Origin of the sequence: Pantoea sp. Cy-639 (assembly GCF_011752525.1) — a bacterium.
In the GTDB taxonomy this organism is placed as follows: domain Bacteria; phylum Pseudomonadota; class Gammaproteobacteria; order Pseudomonadales; family Pseudomonadaceae; genus Aquipseudomonas.
Genome location: NZ_VWXI01000033.1, coordinates 1 through 16,104, shown reverse-complemented (window position 1 = coordinate 16,104; position 16,104 = coordinate 1). Strand labels below are relative to the sequence as shown.

Annotated in this window: 17 protein-coding genes and 1 rRNA gene; 15 read left to right on the top strand and 3 right to left on the bottom strand. The window is 64.3% G+C overall.

All coding sequences use genetic code 11. The annotated features are described in order from the left end of the window. From rrf to F3J43_RS23510, 4 genes are all read left to right on the top strand, one after another. A 5S ribosomal RNA gene (gene rrf / locus F3J43_RS23525) occupies positions 1-114 on the top strand; the annotation flags it as partial. A 277-nt stretch (positions 115-391) separates the two neighbouring features. Next, positions 392-1,051 carry a paraquat-inducible protein A gene (locus tag F3J43_RS23520; protein ID WP_166892962.1) on the top strand — a complete coding sequence of 220 codons (660 nt, stop codon included), beginning with the start codon at positions 392-394 and terminating at the stop codon, positions 1,049-1,051. After that, positions 1,038-1,661, top strand: coding sequence for a paraquat-inducible protein A (locus tag F3J43_RS23515; RefSeq protein ID WP_166892959.1), 624 nt, complete (start codon positions 1,038-1,040; stop codon positions 1,659-1,661). Before F3J43_RS23520 ends, F3J43_RS23515 begins: the two co-directional genes overlap by 14 nt. Further along, positions 1,654-3,954 (top strand): PqiB family protein, encoded by a 2,301-nt coding sequence (locus F3J43_RS23510; RefSeq protein WP_166892955.1) that lies wholly within the window; start codon positions 1,654-1,656, stop codon positions 3,952-3,954. Before F3J43_RS23515 ends, F3J43_RS23510 begins: the two co-directional genes overlap by 8 nt. 196 nt (positions 3,955-4,150) lie before the next feature. Here the strand turns inward: F3J43_RS23510 and rpsT are convergent, their stop codons facing one another. After that, positions 4,151-4,429, bottom strand: coding sequence for a 30S ribosomal protein S20 (gene rpsT, locus F3J43_RS23505; RefSeq protein ID WP_003247625.1), 279 nt, complete (start codon positions 4,427-4,429; stop codon positions 4,151-4,153). 249 nt (positions 4,430-4,678) lie between these two features. Here rpsT and murJ point away from each other — a divergent pair, with 249 nt between their 5' ends. The 6 genes from murJ to ispH all read left to right on the top strand — a co-directional run bounded on the left by murJ (position 4,679) and on the right by ispH (position 12,014). Next, on the top strand, positions 4,679-6,217 hold the full coding sequence (gene murJ / locus F3J43_RS23500) for a murein biosynthesis integral membrane protein MurJ (RefSeq protein ID WP_166892952.1): 1,539 nt from the start codon (positions 4,679-4,681) through the stop codon (positions 6,215-6,217). Positions 6,218-6,335: 118 nt separating this feature from the next. After that, positions 6,336-7,286 (top strand): bifunctional riboflavin kinase/FAD synthetase, encoded by a 951-nt coding sequence (ribF, locus tag F3J43_RS23495; protein ID WP_166892949.1) that lies wholly within the window; start codon positions 6,336-6,338, stop codon positions 7,284-7,286. Beyond that, positions 7,283-10,114: an isoleucine--tRNA ligase gene (ileS, locus tag F3J43_RS23490; protein ID WP_166892946.1), complete on the top strand. Its 2,832-nt coding sequence runs from the start codon at positions 7,283-7,285 to the stop codon at positions 10,112-10,114. The genes ribF and ileS overlap by 4 nt, the downstream gene beginning before the upstream one ends. After that, entirely contained in the window at positions 10,107-10,622 is a 516-nt protein-coding gene (lspA, locus tag F3J43_RS23485; protein ID WP_166892943.1) for a signal peptidase II, read from the top strand. The genes ileS and lspA overlap by 8 nt, the downstream gene beginning before the upstream one ends. Next, complete coding sequence (locus F3J43_RS23480; RefSeq protein WP_166892940.1) at positions 10,615-11,052, top strand: FKBP-type peptidyl-prolyl cis-trans isomerase; 438 nt, start codon at positions 10,615-10,617, stop codon at positions 11,050-11,052. The genes lspA and F3J43_RS23480 overlap by 8 nt, the downstream gene beginning before the upstream one ends. Positions 11,053-11,066: 14 nt before the next feature. Continuing rightward, positions 11,067-12,014 carry a 4-hydroxy-3-methylbut-2-enyl diphosphate reductase gene (gene ispH, locus F3J43_RS23475; protein WP_166892936.1) on the top strand — a complete coding sequence of 316 codons (948 nt, stop codon included), beginning with the start codon at positions 11,067-11,069 and terminating at the stop codon, positions 12,012-12,014. Between the two features lie 3 nt (positions 12,015-12,017). Here ispH and F3J43_RS23470 read toward each other — a convergent pair whose 3' ends face one another. Further along, entirely contained in the window at positions 12,018-12,446 is a 429-nt protein-coding gene (locus F3J43_RS23470) for a GspH/FimT family protein (RefSeq protein ID WP_205298068.1), read from the bottom strand. Between the two features lie 157 nt (positions 12,447-12,603). Here F3J43_RS23470 and F3J43_RS23890 point away from each other — a divergent pair, with 157 nt between their 5' ends. Genes F3J43_RS23890 through thiO form a run of 5 tightly spaced genes read left to right on the top strand, consistent with a single transcriptional unit; the run spans position 12,604 to position 15,622 of the window. Continuing rightward, positions 12,604-12,960, top strand: a complete 357-nt coding sequence (locus tag F3J43_RS23890) for a type IV pilus modification PilV family protein (protein ID WP_205298067.1) — start codon at positions 12,604-12,606, stop codon at positions 12,958-12,960. Continuing rightward, complete coding sequence (locus F3J43_RS23460; protein ID WP_166892929.1) at positions 12,957-13,604, top strand: PilW family protein; 648 nt, start codon at positions 12,957-12,959, stop codon at positions 13,602-13,604. The genes F3J43_RS23890 and F3J43_RS23460 overlap by 4 nt, the downstream gene beginning before the upstream one ends. Continuing rightward, on the top strand, positions 13,601-14,071 hold the full coding sequence (locus tag F3J43_RS23455) for a hypothetical protein (protein WP_166892926.1): 471 nt from the start codon (positions 13,601-13,603) through the stop codon (positions 14,069-14,071). Before F3J43_RS23460 ends, F3J43_RS23455 begins: the two co-directional genes overlap by 4 nt. A gap of 1 nt (position 14,072) precedes the next feature. After that, positions 14,073-14,471 carry a type IV pilin protein gene (locus F3J43_RS23450; protein ID WP_166892924.1) on the top strand — a complete coding sequence of 133 codons (399 nt, stop codon included), beginning with the start codon at positions 14,073-14,075 and terminating at the stop codon, positions 14,469-14,471. Positions 14,472-14,524: 53 nt separating this feature from the next. Then, positions 14,525-15,622: a glycine oxidase ThiO gene (gene thiO, locus F3J43_RS23445; protein ID WP_166892921.1), complete on the top strand. Its 1,098-nt coding sequence runs from the start codon at positions 14,525-14,527 to the stop codon at positions 15,620-15,622. Positions 15,623-15,688: 66 nt separating this feature from the next. Here thiO and F3J43_RS23440 read toward each other — a convergent pair whose 3' ends face one another. Next, the gene (locus tag F3J43_RS23440; protein WP_166892918.1) at positions 15,689-15,910 is read right to left on the bottom strand and encodes a PP0621 family protein; all 222 of its coding nucleotides are present in this window, start codon (positions 15,908-15,910) and stop codon (positions 15,689-15,691) included. Between the last annotated feature and the right edge of the window lie 194 nt (positions 15,911-16,104).

The window sequence follows — 16,104 nt, the reverse complement described above, 5'->3', positions numbered from 1 at the left end:
TGACGACCATAGAGCATTGGAACCACCTGATCCCATCCCGAACTCAGTAGTGAAACGATGCATCGCCGATGGTAGTGTGGGGCTTCCCCATGTGAGAGTAGGTCATCGTCAAGATTCATTTCGCAAACCCCTATCTGCACATGCAGGTAGGGGTTTTGTCTTTTCCGTGCCCGCAAAGCCAGTGCAACCTTGACGCAGCCCCAGGACCTTGGGGCTGCTTTGCAACCCTTTCGCGACACAAGGCCGCTCCTACAGGGACCAAGCTTTGCAGGGGCCGGTGCCATAGGCGCCACTTTGGCTTCAGGAACGAACAGTTCCTAACAATGGTCGTCTCCCACAATTCGAGTCGGAACACTAGAATAGAGCCGACGTATCCATTCAGAACTTCCTTATGTCCAACCCTGTCGACTCCGAAGCACTTGCCCAGTTGCCGCTGGACGACCTCGTGGCTTGTCACGAGTGCGACCTGCTGATGCGCAAGACCTCGCTGCAGAATGACGAAAAGGCCCATTGCCCACGCTGTGGCTACGAGCTCTATGCGCATCGCCACAATGTCGTCAATCGCAGCCTGGCCCTCGTGCTGACCGCCTTGTTGCTGTACGTGCCAGCCAACTTCCTGCCGATCATGCAATTGCATCTGCTGGGCCAGACCTCCGACGATACGGTCTGGAGCGGTGTACTTGGCCTCTACCACTCCGGGATGCGTGGCATCGCCGTGGTGGTGTTCCTGTGCAGCATGGCCATCCCCCTGCTCAAGCTGCTGTGCCAGTTGGCCGTGCTGCTGAGCATCCGCCTGAATGTCGGCCGCAGTTATGGCCTGCTGATCTATCGTATCTACCACCACTTGCGTGAGTGGGGCATGCTCGAGGTCTATTTCATGGGCGTGCTGGTAGCCATCGTCAAACTGGTCGACCTGGCCGACCTGAGTATCGGTCTCGGCCTGGTCTGCTTCATCAGCCTGTTGCTGGTCCAGGTGTGGCTGGAGGTGGTGATGTCGCCCCACCAGATATGGGTGGCGCTATCCGGGGAGGATGTCCATGCGGGCGATTGATGCAGGCATCCTGATCTGCAACGAATGTCATGAGCTCAACCGGCGCGAAGGACAAAGCACCTCGCAGACCTGCACCCGCTGCGGCGCTACCGTCCATGTACGACGCCCCAACAGCATCGTGCGTACCTGGGCATTGCTGATCACTGCCATGATTCTCTACATTCCTGCCAACGTGCTGCCGATCATGACCGTCAGCGCCTTGGGGCAGGGTAGTCCCGATACCATCATGTCCGGTGTCATCACCCTGATGAAGCACGGCATGCTGCCGATTGCCGCGGTAGTGTTCATCGCCAGTATCCTGGTGCCCACCTTCAAGCTGGTCGGTATCGCCCTGCTGCTGTATTCGGTGCAGCGCCACCAGCCGCTGTCGGCGCGCCAGCGCATCCTGATGTATCGCTTCATCGAGTTCATCGGACGCTGGTCGATGCTGGACATCTTTGTCATCGCGATTTTGGTGGCGGTGGTGAATTTCGGCCGCATCGCCAGTGTCGAAGCCAACCTGGGCGCCGTCGCCTTTGCCACTGTGGTGATCCTGACGATGCTCGCCGCTTTAACTTTCGATCCCCGACTGATCTGGGACAACACGGAGTCGGATGACGACCATGAGTGACTTGCCTACGGCTAAAACCCGCCCTGCTTCAAACTGGTCGGCCATCTGGATCCTGCCGCTGATCGCCTTGGCGATCGGTGGATGGCTGGCCTGGCAGGCCTATCGCGACGCTGGTATCGAGATCCAGGTGCGCTTCGAGACCGGTGAAGGCATCGTCGCCAACAAGACCGAAGTGATCTTCAAGGGGATGTCGGTGGGCAAGGTGACCAGCCTGGTGCTGGACAACCACGGTGACAATCGCGGGGTCATCGCCACCATCGAAATGAAGAAGGAAGCTGCTCCGCACATGAACAAGGGCACGCGCTTCTGGCTGGTGAAGCCAAGCGTCAGCCTGGCGGGTATCTCAGGCCTGGAGACGCTGGTCTCGGGTAACTACATCGCCGTGGACCCTGGCGAGGGAGAGCCAACCAAGCGCTTCACCGCGCTGAAGGAGGCGCCGCCGCTATCGGATGCCGAGCCGGGCCTGCACCTGACGCTCAAGGCCGAGCGCCTGGGGTCGCTCAATCGCGACAGCCCGGTGTTCTACAAGCAGATCCAGGTCGGTCGGGTGAAGAGTTATCGGCTGTCCGAGGACCAGGGCACGGTGGAGATCAAGGTGTTCATCGCCCCGGCCTACGCCAGCCTGGTACGCAAGCACACACGTTTCTGGAACGCCAGTGGTGTCAGCATCGATGCCGATCTCTCCGGGGTCAAGGTGCGTACCGAGTCGCTTTCGAGCATTGTCGCCGGCGGTATCGCCTTCGCCACGCCGGAAAACCGCAAGGACAGTCCACCAACCGACCCTAGCCTGCCGTTCCGCCTGTACGAAGATTTCGACGCCGCCCAGGCGGGTATCCGCGTGAAGGTCAAGCTCAGCGATTTCGAAGGGCTGCAGAAAGGACGTACACCGGTGCTGTACAAGGGCATCCAGGTGGGCTCCCTCAAGGACCTGAAGATCGAGGGCGACCTCTCCAGTGCCACGGCCGAGTTGACCCTGGACCCCCTGGCCGAGGACTACCTGGTCGAGGGTACGCAGTTCTGGGTGGTCAAGCCGTCCATCTCGCTGGCAGGCATCACCGGCCTCGAGGCCTTGGTGAAGGGCAACTACATTGCGGTGCGTCCGGGAGAGCCGGGCGCCAAGCCTCAGCGCGAGTTCGAGGCGCGGGCCAAGGCACCGCCGCTGGACCTGAAGGCGCCGGGCCTGCACATGGTCCTGTTCGCCGATACCTTGGGCTCCCTGGAGGTCGGGAGCCCTGTGATGTACCGCCAGGTGCGGGTGGGCAGCGTGCAGAGCTACCAGTTCGCCCGCAACAGCAAACGCATCCTGATCGGTGTGCACATCGAGAAAGAGTACGCCAACCTGGTCAATGGTTCCTCGCGCTTCTGGAACGCCAGCGGTATCACCCTGACTGGCGGCCTTTCGGGCATCCAGGTCAAGAGTGAGTCGCTGCAAACCCTGATGGCCGGTGGTATCGCCTTCGACACGCCAAGACCGGATGTGCCGCTCAAGCGTCATATTCCACGTTTCCGTCTGCATGACAGTCAGGATGCGGCCGACCGTGCCGGCACCCTGGTGACCATTCGCGTGGATCGAGCCGATGGCCTCAAGCCGGGTACGCCGATCCGCTTCCGCGGACTGGATGTGGGTAGCGTCGAAAGCGTCGACCTGACCGCCGACCTGCAGGCTGTGGTGCTGCGTGCGCGGATCACCCAGGCGGCGGAGCGCATTGCTCGTGCCGGTACTCAGTTCTGGGTGGTCAAGCCGGCGTTCGGCCTGGTGCGCACCGAGAACCTCGACACCTTGGTCAGTGGCCAGTATCTGGAGGTACTGCCGGCCCTCAAGGACAAGGGACCGCAGCGCGACTTCATTGCCTTGGCCGACGCGCCGGAACTCAAGGGGGAGGAGGTCGGCCTGCCGTTGACCCTGAGCGCGCCGCGTCGTGGTTCGATCAAGCCGGGCGTGCCGGTCACCTATCGTGAAGTCGCGGTGGGCAAGGTCACTGGTTTCGAGCTCGGTCAGACCGCCGACCGCGTACTTATCCACATCCTTATCGAGCCGCGCTATGCCGGCCTGGTGCGCAGTGGCAGCCGGTTCTGGAACAGCAGCGGGTTCGGCTTCGACTGGGGGCTGTTCAAGGGCGCCACGGTGCGCACCGAGTCCCTGCAGACGATGATCGACGGTGGTATCGCCTTCGCTACGCCGGATGGCGAGAAGATGGGCAGCCCGGCACGGCCGCAGCAGACGTTCGCCCTGTTCGACAAGTCCGAGGACGAGTGGCTGCAATGGGCGCCGAAGATTCAGATCGGCAAGTGATGTAGCTCTTGCGGGGGCTGCGCAGCGGCCCCCTGCGATTCTCGGATAATGCTCCGTTAGCTCAGTCCCCTTTGCGGCCCGTTCGCGACACAAGGCCGCTCCTACAGGGGAAGGGCAAGAAAAAGGGGGCTGTGTGAGTAAATCGCAGGCATAAAAAAACCGACCCTAGGGTCGGTTTTTTCGACAAGAACGTCGCTTAGGCAGCTGCAGCTTCTTTCAGCGCCTTGATGTGGCCATTCAGACGGCCTTTGTGGCGAGCAGCTTTGTTCTTGTGGATGATGCCCTTGTCGGCCATACGGTCGATTACAGGTACAGCCAGAACGTAAGCGGCTTGCGCTTTTTCGGCGTCTTTTGCGTCGATGGCTTTAACTACATTCTTGATGTAGGTGCGGACCATGGAACGCAGGCTGGCGTTGTGGCTGCGACGCTTCTCAGCCTGTTTTGCACGTTTCTTGGCGGAAGGTGTGTTGGCCACCGTCGAGCTCCTCGAAAGACTTTAGGTAAATAGCAAACAAAATAGGCCGCGAATCATGCCGACGAGTCGAACGGATGTCAAGGCCACCTTCAGGGTTCCGCCGAGCGGTGGGTCGACAGACGGGAAATATTCCTTTCTGCTGTACGACCTGTAAACTCGGGAATTTTGGCTTCCCTGCGAAGGCGCGGGAGTATCGCACATTCGGACGCTGACTGGCAGCGTCCTCTGCCTTTGGCGTGAAACTTTTCGATGAACCTGCTCAAATCCCTGGCCGCGGTCAGTTCCATCACCATGATTTCCCGGGTGCTCGGCTTCGTGCGGGATACCATCTTGGCGCGGGTTTTCGGTGCCGGCATCGCCACCGACGCCTTCTTCATCGCCTTCAAGCTGCCCAACCTGCTGCGCCGGATCTTCGCCGAGGGCGCATTCTCCCAAGCCTTCGTGCCGATCCTGGCCGAGTACAAGACCCAGCAGGGGGAGGAAGCCACGCGCACTTTCATCGCCTATGTCAGCGGTTTGCTGACCCTGGTGCTGGCACTGGTGACCGTCATCGGCATTCTCGCCGCGCCCTGGGTGGTGTGGGCCACGGCACCGGGGTTCGTCGACAGCGTTGAAAAGTACGAGCTGACCACCTCGCTGCTACGAGTGACCTTTCCTTATATATTGCTGATCTCGCTGTCGTCGCTGGCGGGGGCGATCCTCAATACCTGGAACCGTTTCACGGTACCGGCGTTCACTCCCACGTTGCTCAACGTGGCGATGATCGCCTTTGCCGTGCTGCTGACGCCGTACTTCGATCCACCGATCATGGCCCTGGGCTGGGGCGTGCTGGCCGGTGGCCTGGCGCAACTGCTGTACCAACTGCCGGCGCTGAAGAAGATCGGCATGCTTGTGCTGCCGCGCCTGAACCTGCGCGACACCGGGGTATGGCGAGTGCTCAAGCAGATGCTGCCGGCGATCCTCGGGGTGTCGGTGAGCCAGATCTCGCTGATCATCAACACCATCTTCGCTTCGTTCCTGGTGGCCGGCTCGGTGTCGTGGATGTACTACGCCGATCGCCTGATGGAGCTGCCCTCCGGCGTGCTGGGCGTGGCCTTGGGCACCATCCTGCTGCCGACCTTGGCCAAGACCTACGCCAACAAGGATCGCGAAGAGTACTCGCGGATCCTCGACTGGGGCCTGCGCCTGTGTTTCCTGCTGGTACTGCCTTGCACCCTGGCCCTGGCGATCCTGGCCGAGCCGCTGACCGTGGCGCTGTTCCAGTACGGAAAGTTCAGCGCCTTCGATGCGGCCATGACCCAGCGCGCGTTGATCGCCTATTCGGTGGGGCTGCTGGCGATCATCCTGGTCAAGGTGCTGGCTCCAGGCTTCTATGCGCAGCAGAATATCCGCACGCCGGTGAAGATCGCGGTGTTCACCCTGGCCTGTACCCAGTTGCTCAACCTGGCGCTGATCGGTCCGCTGGCCCATGCCGGGCTGGCCCTGGCCATCAGCCTGGGCGCCTGCCTGAATGCCGGCCTGCTGTACTGGAAGCTGCGCAGCCAGCAACTGTTCCAGCCACAACCGGGCTGGGCGCTGTTCCTGCTCAAGCTGGTGCTGGCGGTGGCGTTGATGTCGGCGGTACTGCTGCTGGGCATGCACTACATGCCGGCCTGGGAGCAGGGCAACATGCTGGCGCGTTTTCTGCGCCTGGGCGCGTTGATCGCCGCGGGCGTGGTGGTGTATTTCGGCTGCCTGTACCTGTGCGGTTTCCGTCCCCGGCATTTCGCCCGCAAAGCCTTGCATTGAGGCGGGCTGCGGGTCAGACGTCGGTTTTTCGCATTCCACGCCCCAGGGTGGCGCTGCTGCCTGTCGTCAGCGCCCGGGTGTGGTTATAATCGGCCACTTTATGAGCAAGAAGCGCGTTATGCAGCTGGTTCGAGGTCTTCACAACCTGCGCCCCGAGCACCGGGGCTGTGTCGCCACCATTGGCAACTTCGACGGGGTCCACCGTGGCCACCAGGCGATCCTCGCACGCCTGCGCGAACGCGCTCAGGCGTTGGGCCTGCCCACCTGCGTGGTGGTCTTCGAGCCGCAGCCGCGCGAATACTTCGCGCCCGACAGCGCGCCCGCGCGCCTGGCCCGCCTGCGCGACAAGGTCGAGCTGCTGGCCGCAGAAGGCATCGACCGGGTGCTGTGCCTGTCGTTCAACCAGCGCCTGAGCCGGCTCAGCGCCGAGCAGTTCGTCAAGGCGGTGCTGGTCGATGGCCTGGGGGTACGCCACCTCGAGGTGGGCGACGACTTCCGCTTCGGCTGCGACCGCGCCGGCGACTTCGATTTCCTGGTCGAGGCCGGCAAGCACCATGGCTTCACCGTCGAGGCCGCCAACACCGTGGTCCAGGACGGCCTGCGAGTCAGCAGTACCGAAGTGCGCAAGGCCCTGGCCGAAGGCGACTTCGCCCTGGCCGAGCACCTGCTGGGCCGCCCGTACCGTATCACCGGTCGGGTGCTGCATGGCCAGAAGCTGGCCCGCCAGCTCGGCACACCTACCGCCAACATCCAGCTCAAGCGCCGTCGTGTGCCGTTGTCCGGGGTCTACCTGGCCAGCATCGAGATCGACGGCAAGCACTGGCCGGGTGTCGGTAACATCGGGGTACGTCCCACCGTCAGCGGTGATGGTCGCCCCCACCTGGAGATTCATCTTCTGGACTACGCCGGCGATCTCTACGGTCGGCGTCTGACGGTGGAGTTCCACCACAAGCTGCGTGAAGAGCAGCGTTTCGCCTCCCTGGAGGCGCTGAAGTCGGCGATCGACGCGGACATCGCCGCCGCACGTGCCCACTGGCACGCTCAACCGCTAACGAAGAGCCTGAAATGACCGACTACAAAGCCACGCTAAACCTTCCGGACACCGCCTTCCCCATGAAGGCCGGCCTGCCTCAGCGCGAACCGCAGATCCTGCAGCGCTGGGACAGCATTGGCCTGTACCGGAAGCTGCGCGAGATTGGCAAGGACCGTCCGAAGTTCGTCCTGCACGACGGCCCGCCCTACGCCAACGGCAAGATCCACATCGGTCACGCGCTGAACAAGATTCTCAAGGACATGATCGTCCGCTCCAAGACCCTGGCTGGCTACGATGCCCCGTACGTGCCGGGCTGGGACTGCCACGGCCTGCCGATCGAGCACAAGGTCGAGGTCACCCACGGCAAGCACCTGACCGCCGACCGCACCCGCGAGCTGTGCCGTGAGTATGCCGCCGAGCAGATCGAAGGGCAGAAGACCGAGTTCATCCGCCTGGGCGTGCTGGGTGACTGGGACAACCCGTACAAGACCATGGACTTCGCCAACGAGGCCGGTGAAATCCGTGCCCTGGCCGAGATGGTCAAGCAAGGCTTCGTGTTCAAGGGCCTGAAACCGGTGAACTGGTGCTTCGATTGCGGTTCGGCGCTGGCTGAAGCCGAAGTCGAGTACGCCGACAAGAAGTCGCAGACCATCGACGTGGCCTTCCCGGTCGCCGACGAGGCCAAGCTGGCCGCCGCCTTCGGTCTGGCCGCGCTGAACAAGCCCGCCGCCATCGTGATCTGGACCACCACCCCGTGGACCATCCCGGCCAACCAGGCGCTGAACATCCATCCGGAGTTCAAGTACGCCCTGGTCGATACCGGCGAGCGCCTGCTGGTGCTGGCCGAGGAGCTGGTCGAGTCGTGCCTGAAGCGCTACAGCCTCGAAGGCTCGATCATCGCCACCGCCCCGGGCTCGGCGCTGGAACTGATCAACTTCCGCCACCCGTTCTACGACCGCCTGTCGCCGGTGTACCTGGCCGACTACGTCGAACTGGGCGCCGGTACCGGCGTGGTCCACTCCTCGCCGGCCTACGGTGAAGACGACTTCGTCACCTGCAAACGCTATGGCATGGTCAACGACGACATCCTCACCCCGGTGCAGAGCAACGGTGTGTACGTCGAGTCGCTGCCGTTCTTCGGCGGCCAGTTCATCTGGAAGGCCAACCCGGCCATCGTCGACAAGCTCAGCGAAGTCGGCGCGCTGATGCACACCGAGACCATCAGCCACAGCTACATGCACTGCTGGCGTCACAAGACCCCGCTGATCTACCGTGCCACCGCGCAGTGGTTCGTCGGCATGGACAAGCAGCCGACCACTGGCGAGCCGCTGCGCGAGCGCGCGCTCAAGGCCATCGAGGACACCAAGTTCGTCCCGGCCTGGGGCCAGGCGCGCCTGCACGCGATGATCGCCAACCGTCCGGACTGGTGCATCTCGCGTCAGCGCAACTGGGGCGTGCCGATCCCGTTCTTCCTTGACAAGCAGACCGGCGAGCTGCACCCGCGCACCGTCGAGCTGATGGAAGAAGTGGCCAAGCGCGTCGAAAAGGAAGGCATCGAGGCCTGGTTCAAGCTCGACGCCAAGGAACTGCTGGGTGACGAGGCCGGCCAGTACGACAAGATCGCCGATACCCTCGATGTCTGGTTCGACTCCGGCACCACCCACTGGCACGTGCTGCGTGGCTCGCACAACATCGGCCACGCCACCGGCCCGCGCGCCGACCTGTACCTGGAAGGTTCCGACCAGCACCGCGGCTGGTTCCACTCGTCGCTGCTGACCGGCTGCGCCATCGACGGCCACGCGCCGTACCGCGAGCTGCTGACCCACGGCTTCACCGTGGACGAGAACGGCCGCAAGATGTCCAAGTCGCTGGGCAACACCATCGAGCCGGAGAAGGTCAACAACACCCTGGGCGCCGACATCCTGCGCCTGTGGGTCGCGGCTACCGACTATTCCGGCGAGATGGCCGTTTCCGAGCAGATCCTGCAGCGCAGCGCCGACGCCTACCGCCGTATCCGCAACACCGCGCGCTTCCTGCTCTCCAACCTGTCCGGCTTCGACCCGGCGCGTGACCTGCTGCCGGCCGAAGACATGCTGGCCCTGGACCGCTGGGCGGTTGACCGTACCCTGCTGCTGCAGCGCGAGCTGGAAGAGCACTACGGCGAATACCGCTTCTGGAACGTCTACTCCAAGGTCCACAACTTCTGCGTGCAGGAGCTTGGCGGCTTCTACCTCGACATCATCAAGGACCGCCAGTACACCACCGGCGCCAACAGTGTCGCCCGCCGTTCCTGCCAGACCGCGCTGTACCACATCAGCGAGGCGCTGGTGCGCTGGATCGCGCCGATCCTGGCATTCACTGCCGACGAGATCTGGCAGTACCTGCCGGGCGAGCGCAACGAGTCGGTGATGCTCAACGGCTGGTACGAGGGCCTGAGCGAGCTGCCGGCCGACGCCGAGCTGGACCGCGCCTACTGGGACCGCGTCATGGCGGTCAAGGCGGCGGTCAACAAGGAACTGGAGAACCAGCGTACCGCCAAGGTCATCGGTGGCAACCTGCAGGCCGAGGTCACCCTGTACGCCGAGGACGGCCTCACCGCCGACCTGGGCAAGCTGGGCGACGAGCTGCGCTTCGTGCTGATCACCTCCGCGGCCAGCGTGGTACCGTTCGTCCAGGCGCCGGCCGATGCGGTGACAACCGAGGTCGAAGGTCTCAAGCTGAAGGTGGTCAAGTCCGGTCACGCCAAGTGCGGCCGTTGCTGGCACTTCCGCGCCGACGTCGGCAGCCATCCGGAGCATCCGGAGATCTGCGGTCGTTGCGTCGACAACCTGAGCGGCCCGGGCGAGGTGCGCCACTATGCCTAATGCTTCCGCGGGGCGCTTCGGGCGCCTTGCCTGGCTCTGGCTGAGCCTGGTGGTCCTGGTCCTCGACCAGGTCACCAAGGTCTATTTCGAGGGCAAGTTGAGCCTGTACCAGCAGATCGTGGTCATTCCCGACTACTTCAGCTGGACCCTGGCCTACAACACCGGCGCGGCGTTCAGCTTCCTGGCCGAGAGTTCCGGCTGGCAGCGCTGGCTGTTCGCCGTGATCGCCGTGGTGGTCAGCGCTGTACTGGTGGTCTGGCTCAAGCGCCTGGGGCGCAACGAGACCTGGCTGGCCGTGGCGCTGGCCCTGGTGCTGGGCGGCGCGCTGGGCAACCTGTACGACCGCGTGGTGTTGGGCCATGTGGTCGACTTCATCCTGGTGCACTGGCAGAACCGCCATTACTTCCCGGCCTTCAACCTGGCCGACAGCGCCATCACCGTTGGTGCGGTGATGCTGGCGCTGGATATGTTCAAGAGCAAGAAGTCCGAGGAAGCCGTCCATGACTGAGACCCGTATCGGCCAGAACACTGAAGTCACCCTGCACTTCGCGCTGCACCTGGAAAACGGCGATACCGTCGACAGCACCTTCGACAAGGCGCCGGCGGTGTTCAAGGTCGGCGACGGCAACCTGCTGCCGGGCTTCGAGAACGCGTTGTTCGGGTTCAAGGCCGGTGACCAGCGCAAGCTGAGCATCGCCCCGGAGAACGCCTTCGGCCAGCACAACCCACAGAACGTGCAGGTAATGCCGCGTTCGCAGTTCGACGGCATGGAGCTGTCCGAAGGGCTGCTGGTGATCTTCAACGATGCCGCCAACACCGAACTGCCCGGTGTGGTCAAAGCGTTCGACGACAACCAGGTGACCATCGACTTCAACCATCCACTGGCTGGCAAGACCCTGAACTTCGAGGTGCAGATCCTCGACGTGAAGGCTGTGTGAGCCGGGAGCCGAGCATGCAAATCAAACTCGCCAACCCGCGCGGTTTCTGCGCCGGGGTCGACCGGGCGATCGAGATCGTCAACCGCGCCCTGGAAGTCTTCGGTCCGCCGATCTATGTGCGCCACGAAGTGGTGCACAACAAGTTCGTGGTCGAGGACCTGCGCAACCGCGGTGCGGTGTTCGTCGAAGAGCTGGACCAGGTGCCCGATGATGTCATCGTCATCTTCAGCGCCCACGGTGTTTCCCAGGCCGTGCGCCAGGAAGCCGCCGGCCGCGGCCTGAAGGTGTTCGACGCCACCTGCCCGCTGGTGACCAAGGTGCATATCGAGGTCGCCAAGTACAGCCGCGATGGCCGTGAGTGCATTCTCATCGGCCACGCCGGGCACCCGGAGGTCGAGGGCACCATGGGCCAGTATGACGCCAGCAACGGTGGCAGCATCTACCTTGTCGAGGACGAGAAGGACGTTGCCGCGCTGCAGGTGCGCAACCCGGACCACCTGGCCTTCGTCACCCAGACCACCTTGTCGATGGACGACACCAGCCGGGTCATCGATGCCCTGCGCGCGCGCTTCCCGAACATTGGCGGCCCGCGCAAGGACGATATCTGCTACGCCACCCAGAACCGCCAGGACGCGGTCAAGCAACTGGCCGACGAGTGCGACGTGGTACTGGTGGTGGGCAGCCCCAACAGCTCCAACTCCAACCGCCTGCGCGAGCTGGCCGAGCGCATGAGCACCCCGGCCTACCTGATCGACGGCGCCGAGGACCTGCAGCGCGGCTGGTTCGACGGCGTCCAGCGAATCGGCATCACCGCTGGCGCCTCGGCGCCGGAAGTGCTGGTGCGGGGCGTGATCGAACAGCTCAGGGCCTGGGGCGCGAGCGGTGCCGAGGAGCTCGACGGGCGCGAGGAGAACATCACCTTCTCCATGCCCAAGGAGTTGCGGGTACGCTCGCTGCTCTGATCCTCAACCTGCGCAGTGGGGACTGTTCTCGCTGCGCAGGCTGACCCGGCCACTGGGGCTGAGCACCACCTGGTGGCTGCCGGTGCCGCCCGCGCGTGGGCAGAGCGCCAGGGAAACGCCGATGAAACCGACCCCGAGCGGGGCGCCACGACGGCTGAATCTGATTTCGCGGGGCGAACTCGCCACGATCCTCAGCGTCCTTTCCAGGCGCCGTTCGCGCAAGACCTGGCCATTGTGCTCCAACGACATGCGCCAGCCTTTCCCCCAGTCGCCTTCCAATGGCAGCAAGCGCACCGCCCGTTGTTGCAGCGCGGCTTGATTGCGTGCATCGCGCAGTGCCTGCGCCAGCTCCCGGGCCACGGCGGCATGATGCAGCGAATCGCTGAGCCGCCCGTAGGCGGATACGCCCAGATGCGTCAGAAGGCTTGCCACGGCTAGTGTGCACATCATTTGTATCAGTGTTACTCCCTGTTGCCTCATCGTGCATTCCTCCATGGACGTGCTTGGCTGAAGCATCCGGGCCGACGGCTGGGCGCGCCAGTCGGCCGATTCAGGCGCTGGGCGAGGAAATCGCCGGGGAGGGCAGGGAATGCAGGTGCGACAAGGTGGCATGACGCTGCTCGAGGTGGTGCTGGCGATGGCGGTGTTGGCGCTGGGGATGTTTGCCTCGGCGGCGTTGCAGGTGCGTGGCCAGCAGGCCAGTGACGATGCGAGGCGTCAGGGCACGGCCTTGCAACTGACACAGGGCCTGCTGGAGCAGGTGAGGGCGGCTGGCAGCCTCACGCTTGCCGACCAGGCAGCCTGGCAAGCCCAGGTGGCGCTGCGGATGGGCAGGGTGGCACAGGGGCACCTGGGCCTTTCGGCCGGCGTGCTGACGGTGGAGCTCCGCTGGCCGGGCGTCGAGCGCGAGCAGATCCTGCGCTTGCAGGGGCGGGTGCAGCCATGAGTCGCGCAGCTGACGGGTTCAGCCTGCTGGAAGTGTTGCTGGCCCTGGCGCTTGGAGTGGCGGTGCTTGCCGGGGCGGGCCAGTTGCTGGTGAGTGCCCATCAGGCCTGGCGGCTGCAGGGGGCGGCGGCGCAGATGCAGGATGATGCCCGTTGGGCGCTTCAGCGTTTGGCCGAGGACCTGCGCATGGCTGGCATGTTCGGCTGCCTGCGCCTGGAGGCCATTGACTTCACCGACCCCGCCGCCGCCCAGGCATTCGCCAGGCCGGTCGAGATCGGCACCGACAGCCTGACCCTGGTGGGCGCCGAGCTGCCGGGACTGCTCGGGGCGCCGGACTGGACCGTGCTGACCGACTGCCGCAGTTGGGCGCAGGTATCGCCCGGCCAGCACATGCCCGCTGGCGACCTGCTCGCCTTGCCGGTGCGCCGGGTGAGCTACCGGCTGCACAATGCGAGCCTCATGCTGAGCACCCGTTCGCAGCATGTCAGTCTCATCGATAACGTGCGCAGTCTGCAGTTGTCCCGGATCACCAGTGCGCAGGGTGAGCGGGTGGATATCCGCCTGACCTTGCATGACCGCCAGCTCGGGCTCGAGCAGCAGCATGCGCTGAGCGTGGCACTGCGCAACAGTGGCGTTGGCCCATGAACCGGCAACGCGGTGTGGTCTTGCTGCTGGCGCTGGTCCTGAGCCTGCTGCTCGCGCTGCTGGCGACCTTGGCGTTGCGTGATGCCGGGCTCATGCAGCGACAGGTGGGGGAGCAGTTGGCCCTGGTGCGCGGCTTCGAACAGGCGGAGGCGGCGGTGATCGAGGGCCTGGAGTTGTTGGCCGCGGGGTTGCCACCTGAATGCCGGGTCTGCCTGCCGCCAGATCTGCCCGCAGCGCTACCGGGGCAGCCCTGGCAGCGCGTCGCCAGTGGTTTCGTCCTGCTGCAGAACCTCGGACAAACTACCCAGGCCAAGGGTGGCAGGGAGGAGGACGTGGAGACTCTGCTGCGGGTGACTGCAGTCAGCGAACAGATACGCACACGGCAGGTCGTCGAGGCTGTCTACGCGCTGGAGGGGGGCTCGATGAGTCGCCGGGTCAGCTGGCGCCAGCGTGGGGAGGACGACTGACATGCGGCGTGGATTCGGTCTGATCGAATTATTGATTGTCGTGGCGCTGATCGGCATGCTGGCAGCCATTGCCTACCCCAGTTACAGCGACTCCCTGCGCCGTGCCGCCCGCAGCGAAGCCGTCGGCCTGCTGCACGACGCGGCCTTGCGCCTGCAACAGCACCATGCGCGTGCCGGCGAATACACCGACAACGAGCAATGGGTGACCGACTTGCCCGCGGGCAATCGCCATTACCGCCTGGATGCCCGAAGAGACAGCGATGGCTACACGCTGCGCGCCATGCGCCTGCCGCAAGCGGCGATGGCGCAGGACCGTTGTGGCGACTACCAGCTCGAACATACCGGGGGGCGGAGCAACGCCGGGGCCGCAGGCGACGCTGCCGGCTGCTGGGGGGACTGAAGGGCTTGGGGTGCCGAGGCACCGTGGAATTACTTCGGATGTTGGATGAAACGATGAGCAAGCAAGTAGTGATTGTCGGCGGTGGCGTCATCGGCCTGCTGACGGCATACAACCTGGCGGCCGAGGTCGACCAGGTGGTGGTGTGCGACCAGGGCGAGGTCGGTCGTGAGTCGTCCTGGGCCGGTGGCGGTATCGTCTCGCCACTGTATCCCTGGCGCTACAGCCCGGCGGTGACCGCGCTGGCGCACTGGTCGCAGGATTTCTATCCACAGCTGGGCGAGCGTTTGTCTGCCAGTACCGGTATCGACCCCGAAGTGCACACCACCGGCCTGTACTGGCTGGACCTGGATGACGAGGCCGAGGCGCTGGCCTGGGCTGCGCGTGAACAGCGTCCGCTCGCTGGCGTGGACCTCTCGGCGGTCTACGATGCGGTACCGGTGCTGGGCCAGGGCTATCGGCATGCGATCCACATGGCAGGGGTGGCCAACGTGCGCAACCCGCGCCTGGTGAAGTCGCTCAAGGCCGCACTGCTGGCGTTGCCCAACGTGACCCTGCGCGAGCACTGCCGGATCGACGGATTTGCCCTGGACGGTGGCCGGGTCACCGGGGTGCGCACGGAGCAGGGACTGCTGGCGGCGGATGACGTGGTGCTGAGCGCCGGCGCCTGGAGCGGTGACCTGCTGCAGACCCTCGGCCTGAACCTGCCGGTGGAGCCGGTGAAAGGGCAGATGATCCTGTTCAAGTGCGCTGCGGACTTCTTGCCGAGCATGGTCCTGGCCAAGGGGCGCTATGCCATCCCTCGGCGCGATGGGCACATCCTGGTGGGCAGCACGCTGGAGCATGCCGGGTACGACAAGACGCCGACCGACGAGGCCCTAGCCAGCCTGAAGGCTTCGGCGCTGGAACTGCTGCCGGCACTGGCCGATGCCGAGGTGGTGGGGCACTGGGCGGGGCTGCGGCCAGGGTCGCCGGAAGGCATTCCCTACATCGGCGCGGTGCCTGGGCATGACGGGCTGTGGCTGAACTGCGGGCACTACCGCAATGGACTGGTGCTGGCGCCGGCATCGTGCCAGCTGTTCAGCGATCTGCTGCTGGGGCGCACGCCGATCATCGATCCGGCACCGTATGCGCCGCAGGGACGTCTTGGTTGAGTCCGGAGCCTGGGAGCGTGCTGTCGCGGGTCAAGCCCGCTCCCAGGCAAAGCCTGCGCCAGCGGCTCAGCGTGGGCCTTGCTCCAGATGCTGCTGGCTGCAATACCACTCTTTGCCCAACTGCAAGGCCCGATCATTGGGTACGTGCACGCCGCAATGGGCGCAGCGCACCATGCGCAGCGGGTCCTCGAGCCGGGGCTCGGCAGGGGATTGCTGGCTGGTCTTGAACTTGCGCCACAGCCAGAACGCGGCGGCGATCAGGGCGATCCAGAAGAGTAGGCGAACCATGGTGTCCAGCTTGTCGAGAAAAGAAGCCGACAGTCTAGGGCGCGGCCAATAAAAAAGGGAGGCCTCAGGCTAATGCCAGTCAGTTAAGCTGACTGGCATTTTCATTTTCGGGTCGGATATTTTGCTGGTCGTTGCTTAACTACTCTCGGGAACCAACGATCAGGTCGTCGATGAGGCAAGATATACTGCGCCGC

Bases quoted from the DNA above. Each gene is read 5' to 3' on its own strand.
- F3J43_RS23520 (WP_166892962.1), top strand. From the start codon at position 392: ATGTCCAACCCTGTCGACTCCGAAGCACTTGCCCAGTTGCCGCTGGAC.
- F3J43_RS23515 (WP_166892959.1), top strand. From the start codon at position 1,038: ATGCGGGCGATTGATGCAGGCATCCTGATCTGCAACGAATGTCATGAG.
- F3J43_RS23510 (WP_166892955.1), top strand. From the start codon at position 1,654: ATGAGTGACTTGCCTACGGCTAAAACCCGCCCTGCTTCAAACTGGTCG.
- murJ (WP_166892952.1), top strand. From the start codon at position 4,679: ATGAACCTGCTCAAATCCCTGGCCGCGGTCAGTTCCATCACCATGATT.
- ribF (WP_166892949.1), top strand. From the start codon at position 6,336: ATGCAGCTGGTTCGAGGTCTTCACAACCTGCGCCCCGAGCACCGGGGC.
- ileS (WP_166892946.1), top strand. From the start codon at position 7,283: ATGACCGACTACAAAGCCACGCTAAACCTTCCGGACACCGCCTTCCCC.
- lspA (WP_166892943.1), top strand. From the start codon at position 10,107: ATGCCTAATGCTTCCGCGGGGCGCTTCGGGCGCCTTGCCTGGCTCTGG.
- F3J43_RS23480 (WP_166892940.1), top strand. From the start codon at position 10,615: ATGACTGAGACCCGTATCGGCCAGAACACTGAAGTCACCCTGCACTTC.
- ispH (WP_166892936.1), top strand. From the start codon at position 11,067: ATGCAAATCAAACTCGCCAACCCGCGCGGTTTCTGCGCCGGGGTCGAC.
- F3J43_RS23890 (WP_205298067.1), top strand. From the start codon at position 12,604: ATGCAGGTGCGACAAGGTGGCATGACGCTGCTCGAGGTGGTGCTGGCG.
- F3J43_RS23460 (WP_166892929.1), top strand. From the start codon at position 12,957: ATGAGTCGCGCAGCTGACGGGTTCAGCCTGCTGGAAGTGTTGCTGGCC.
- F3J43_RS23455 (WP_166892926.1), top strand. From the start codon at position 13,601: ATGAACCGGCAACGCGGTGTGGTCTTGCTGCTGGCGCTGGTCCTGAGC.
- F3J43_RS23450 (WP_166892924.1), top strand. From the start codon at position 14,073: ATGCGGCGTGGATTCGGTCTGATCGAATTATTGATTGTCGTGGCGCTG.
- thiO (WP_166892921.1), top strand. From the start codon at position 14,525: ATGAGCAAGCAAGTAGTGATTGTCGGCGGTGGCGTCATCGGCCTGCTG.
- F3J43_RS23440 (WP_166892918.1), bottom strand. From the start codon at position 15,910: ATGGTTCGCCTACTCTTCTGGATCGCCCTGATCGCCGCCGCGTTCTGG.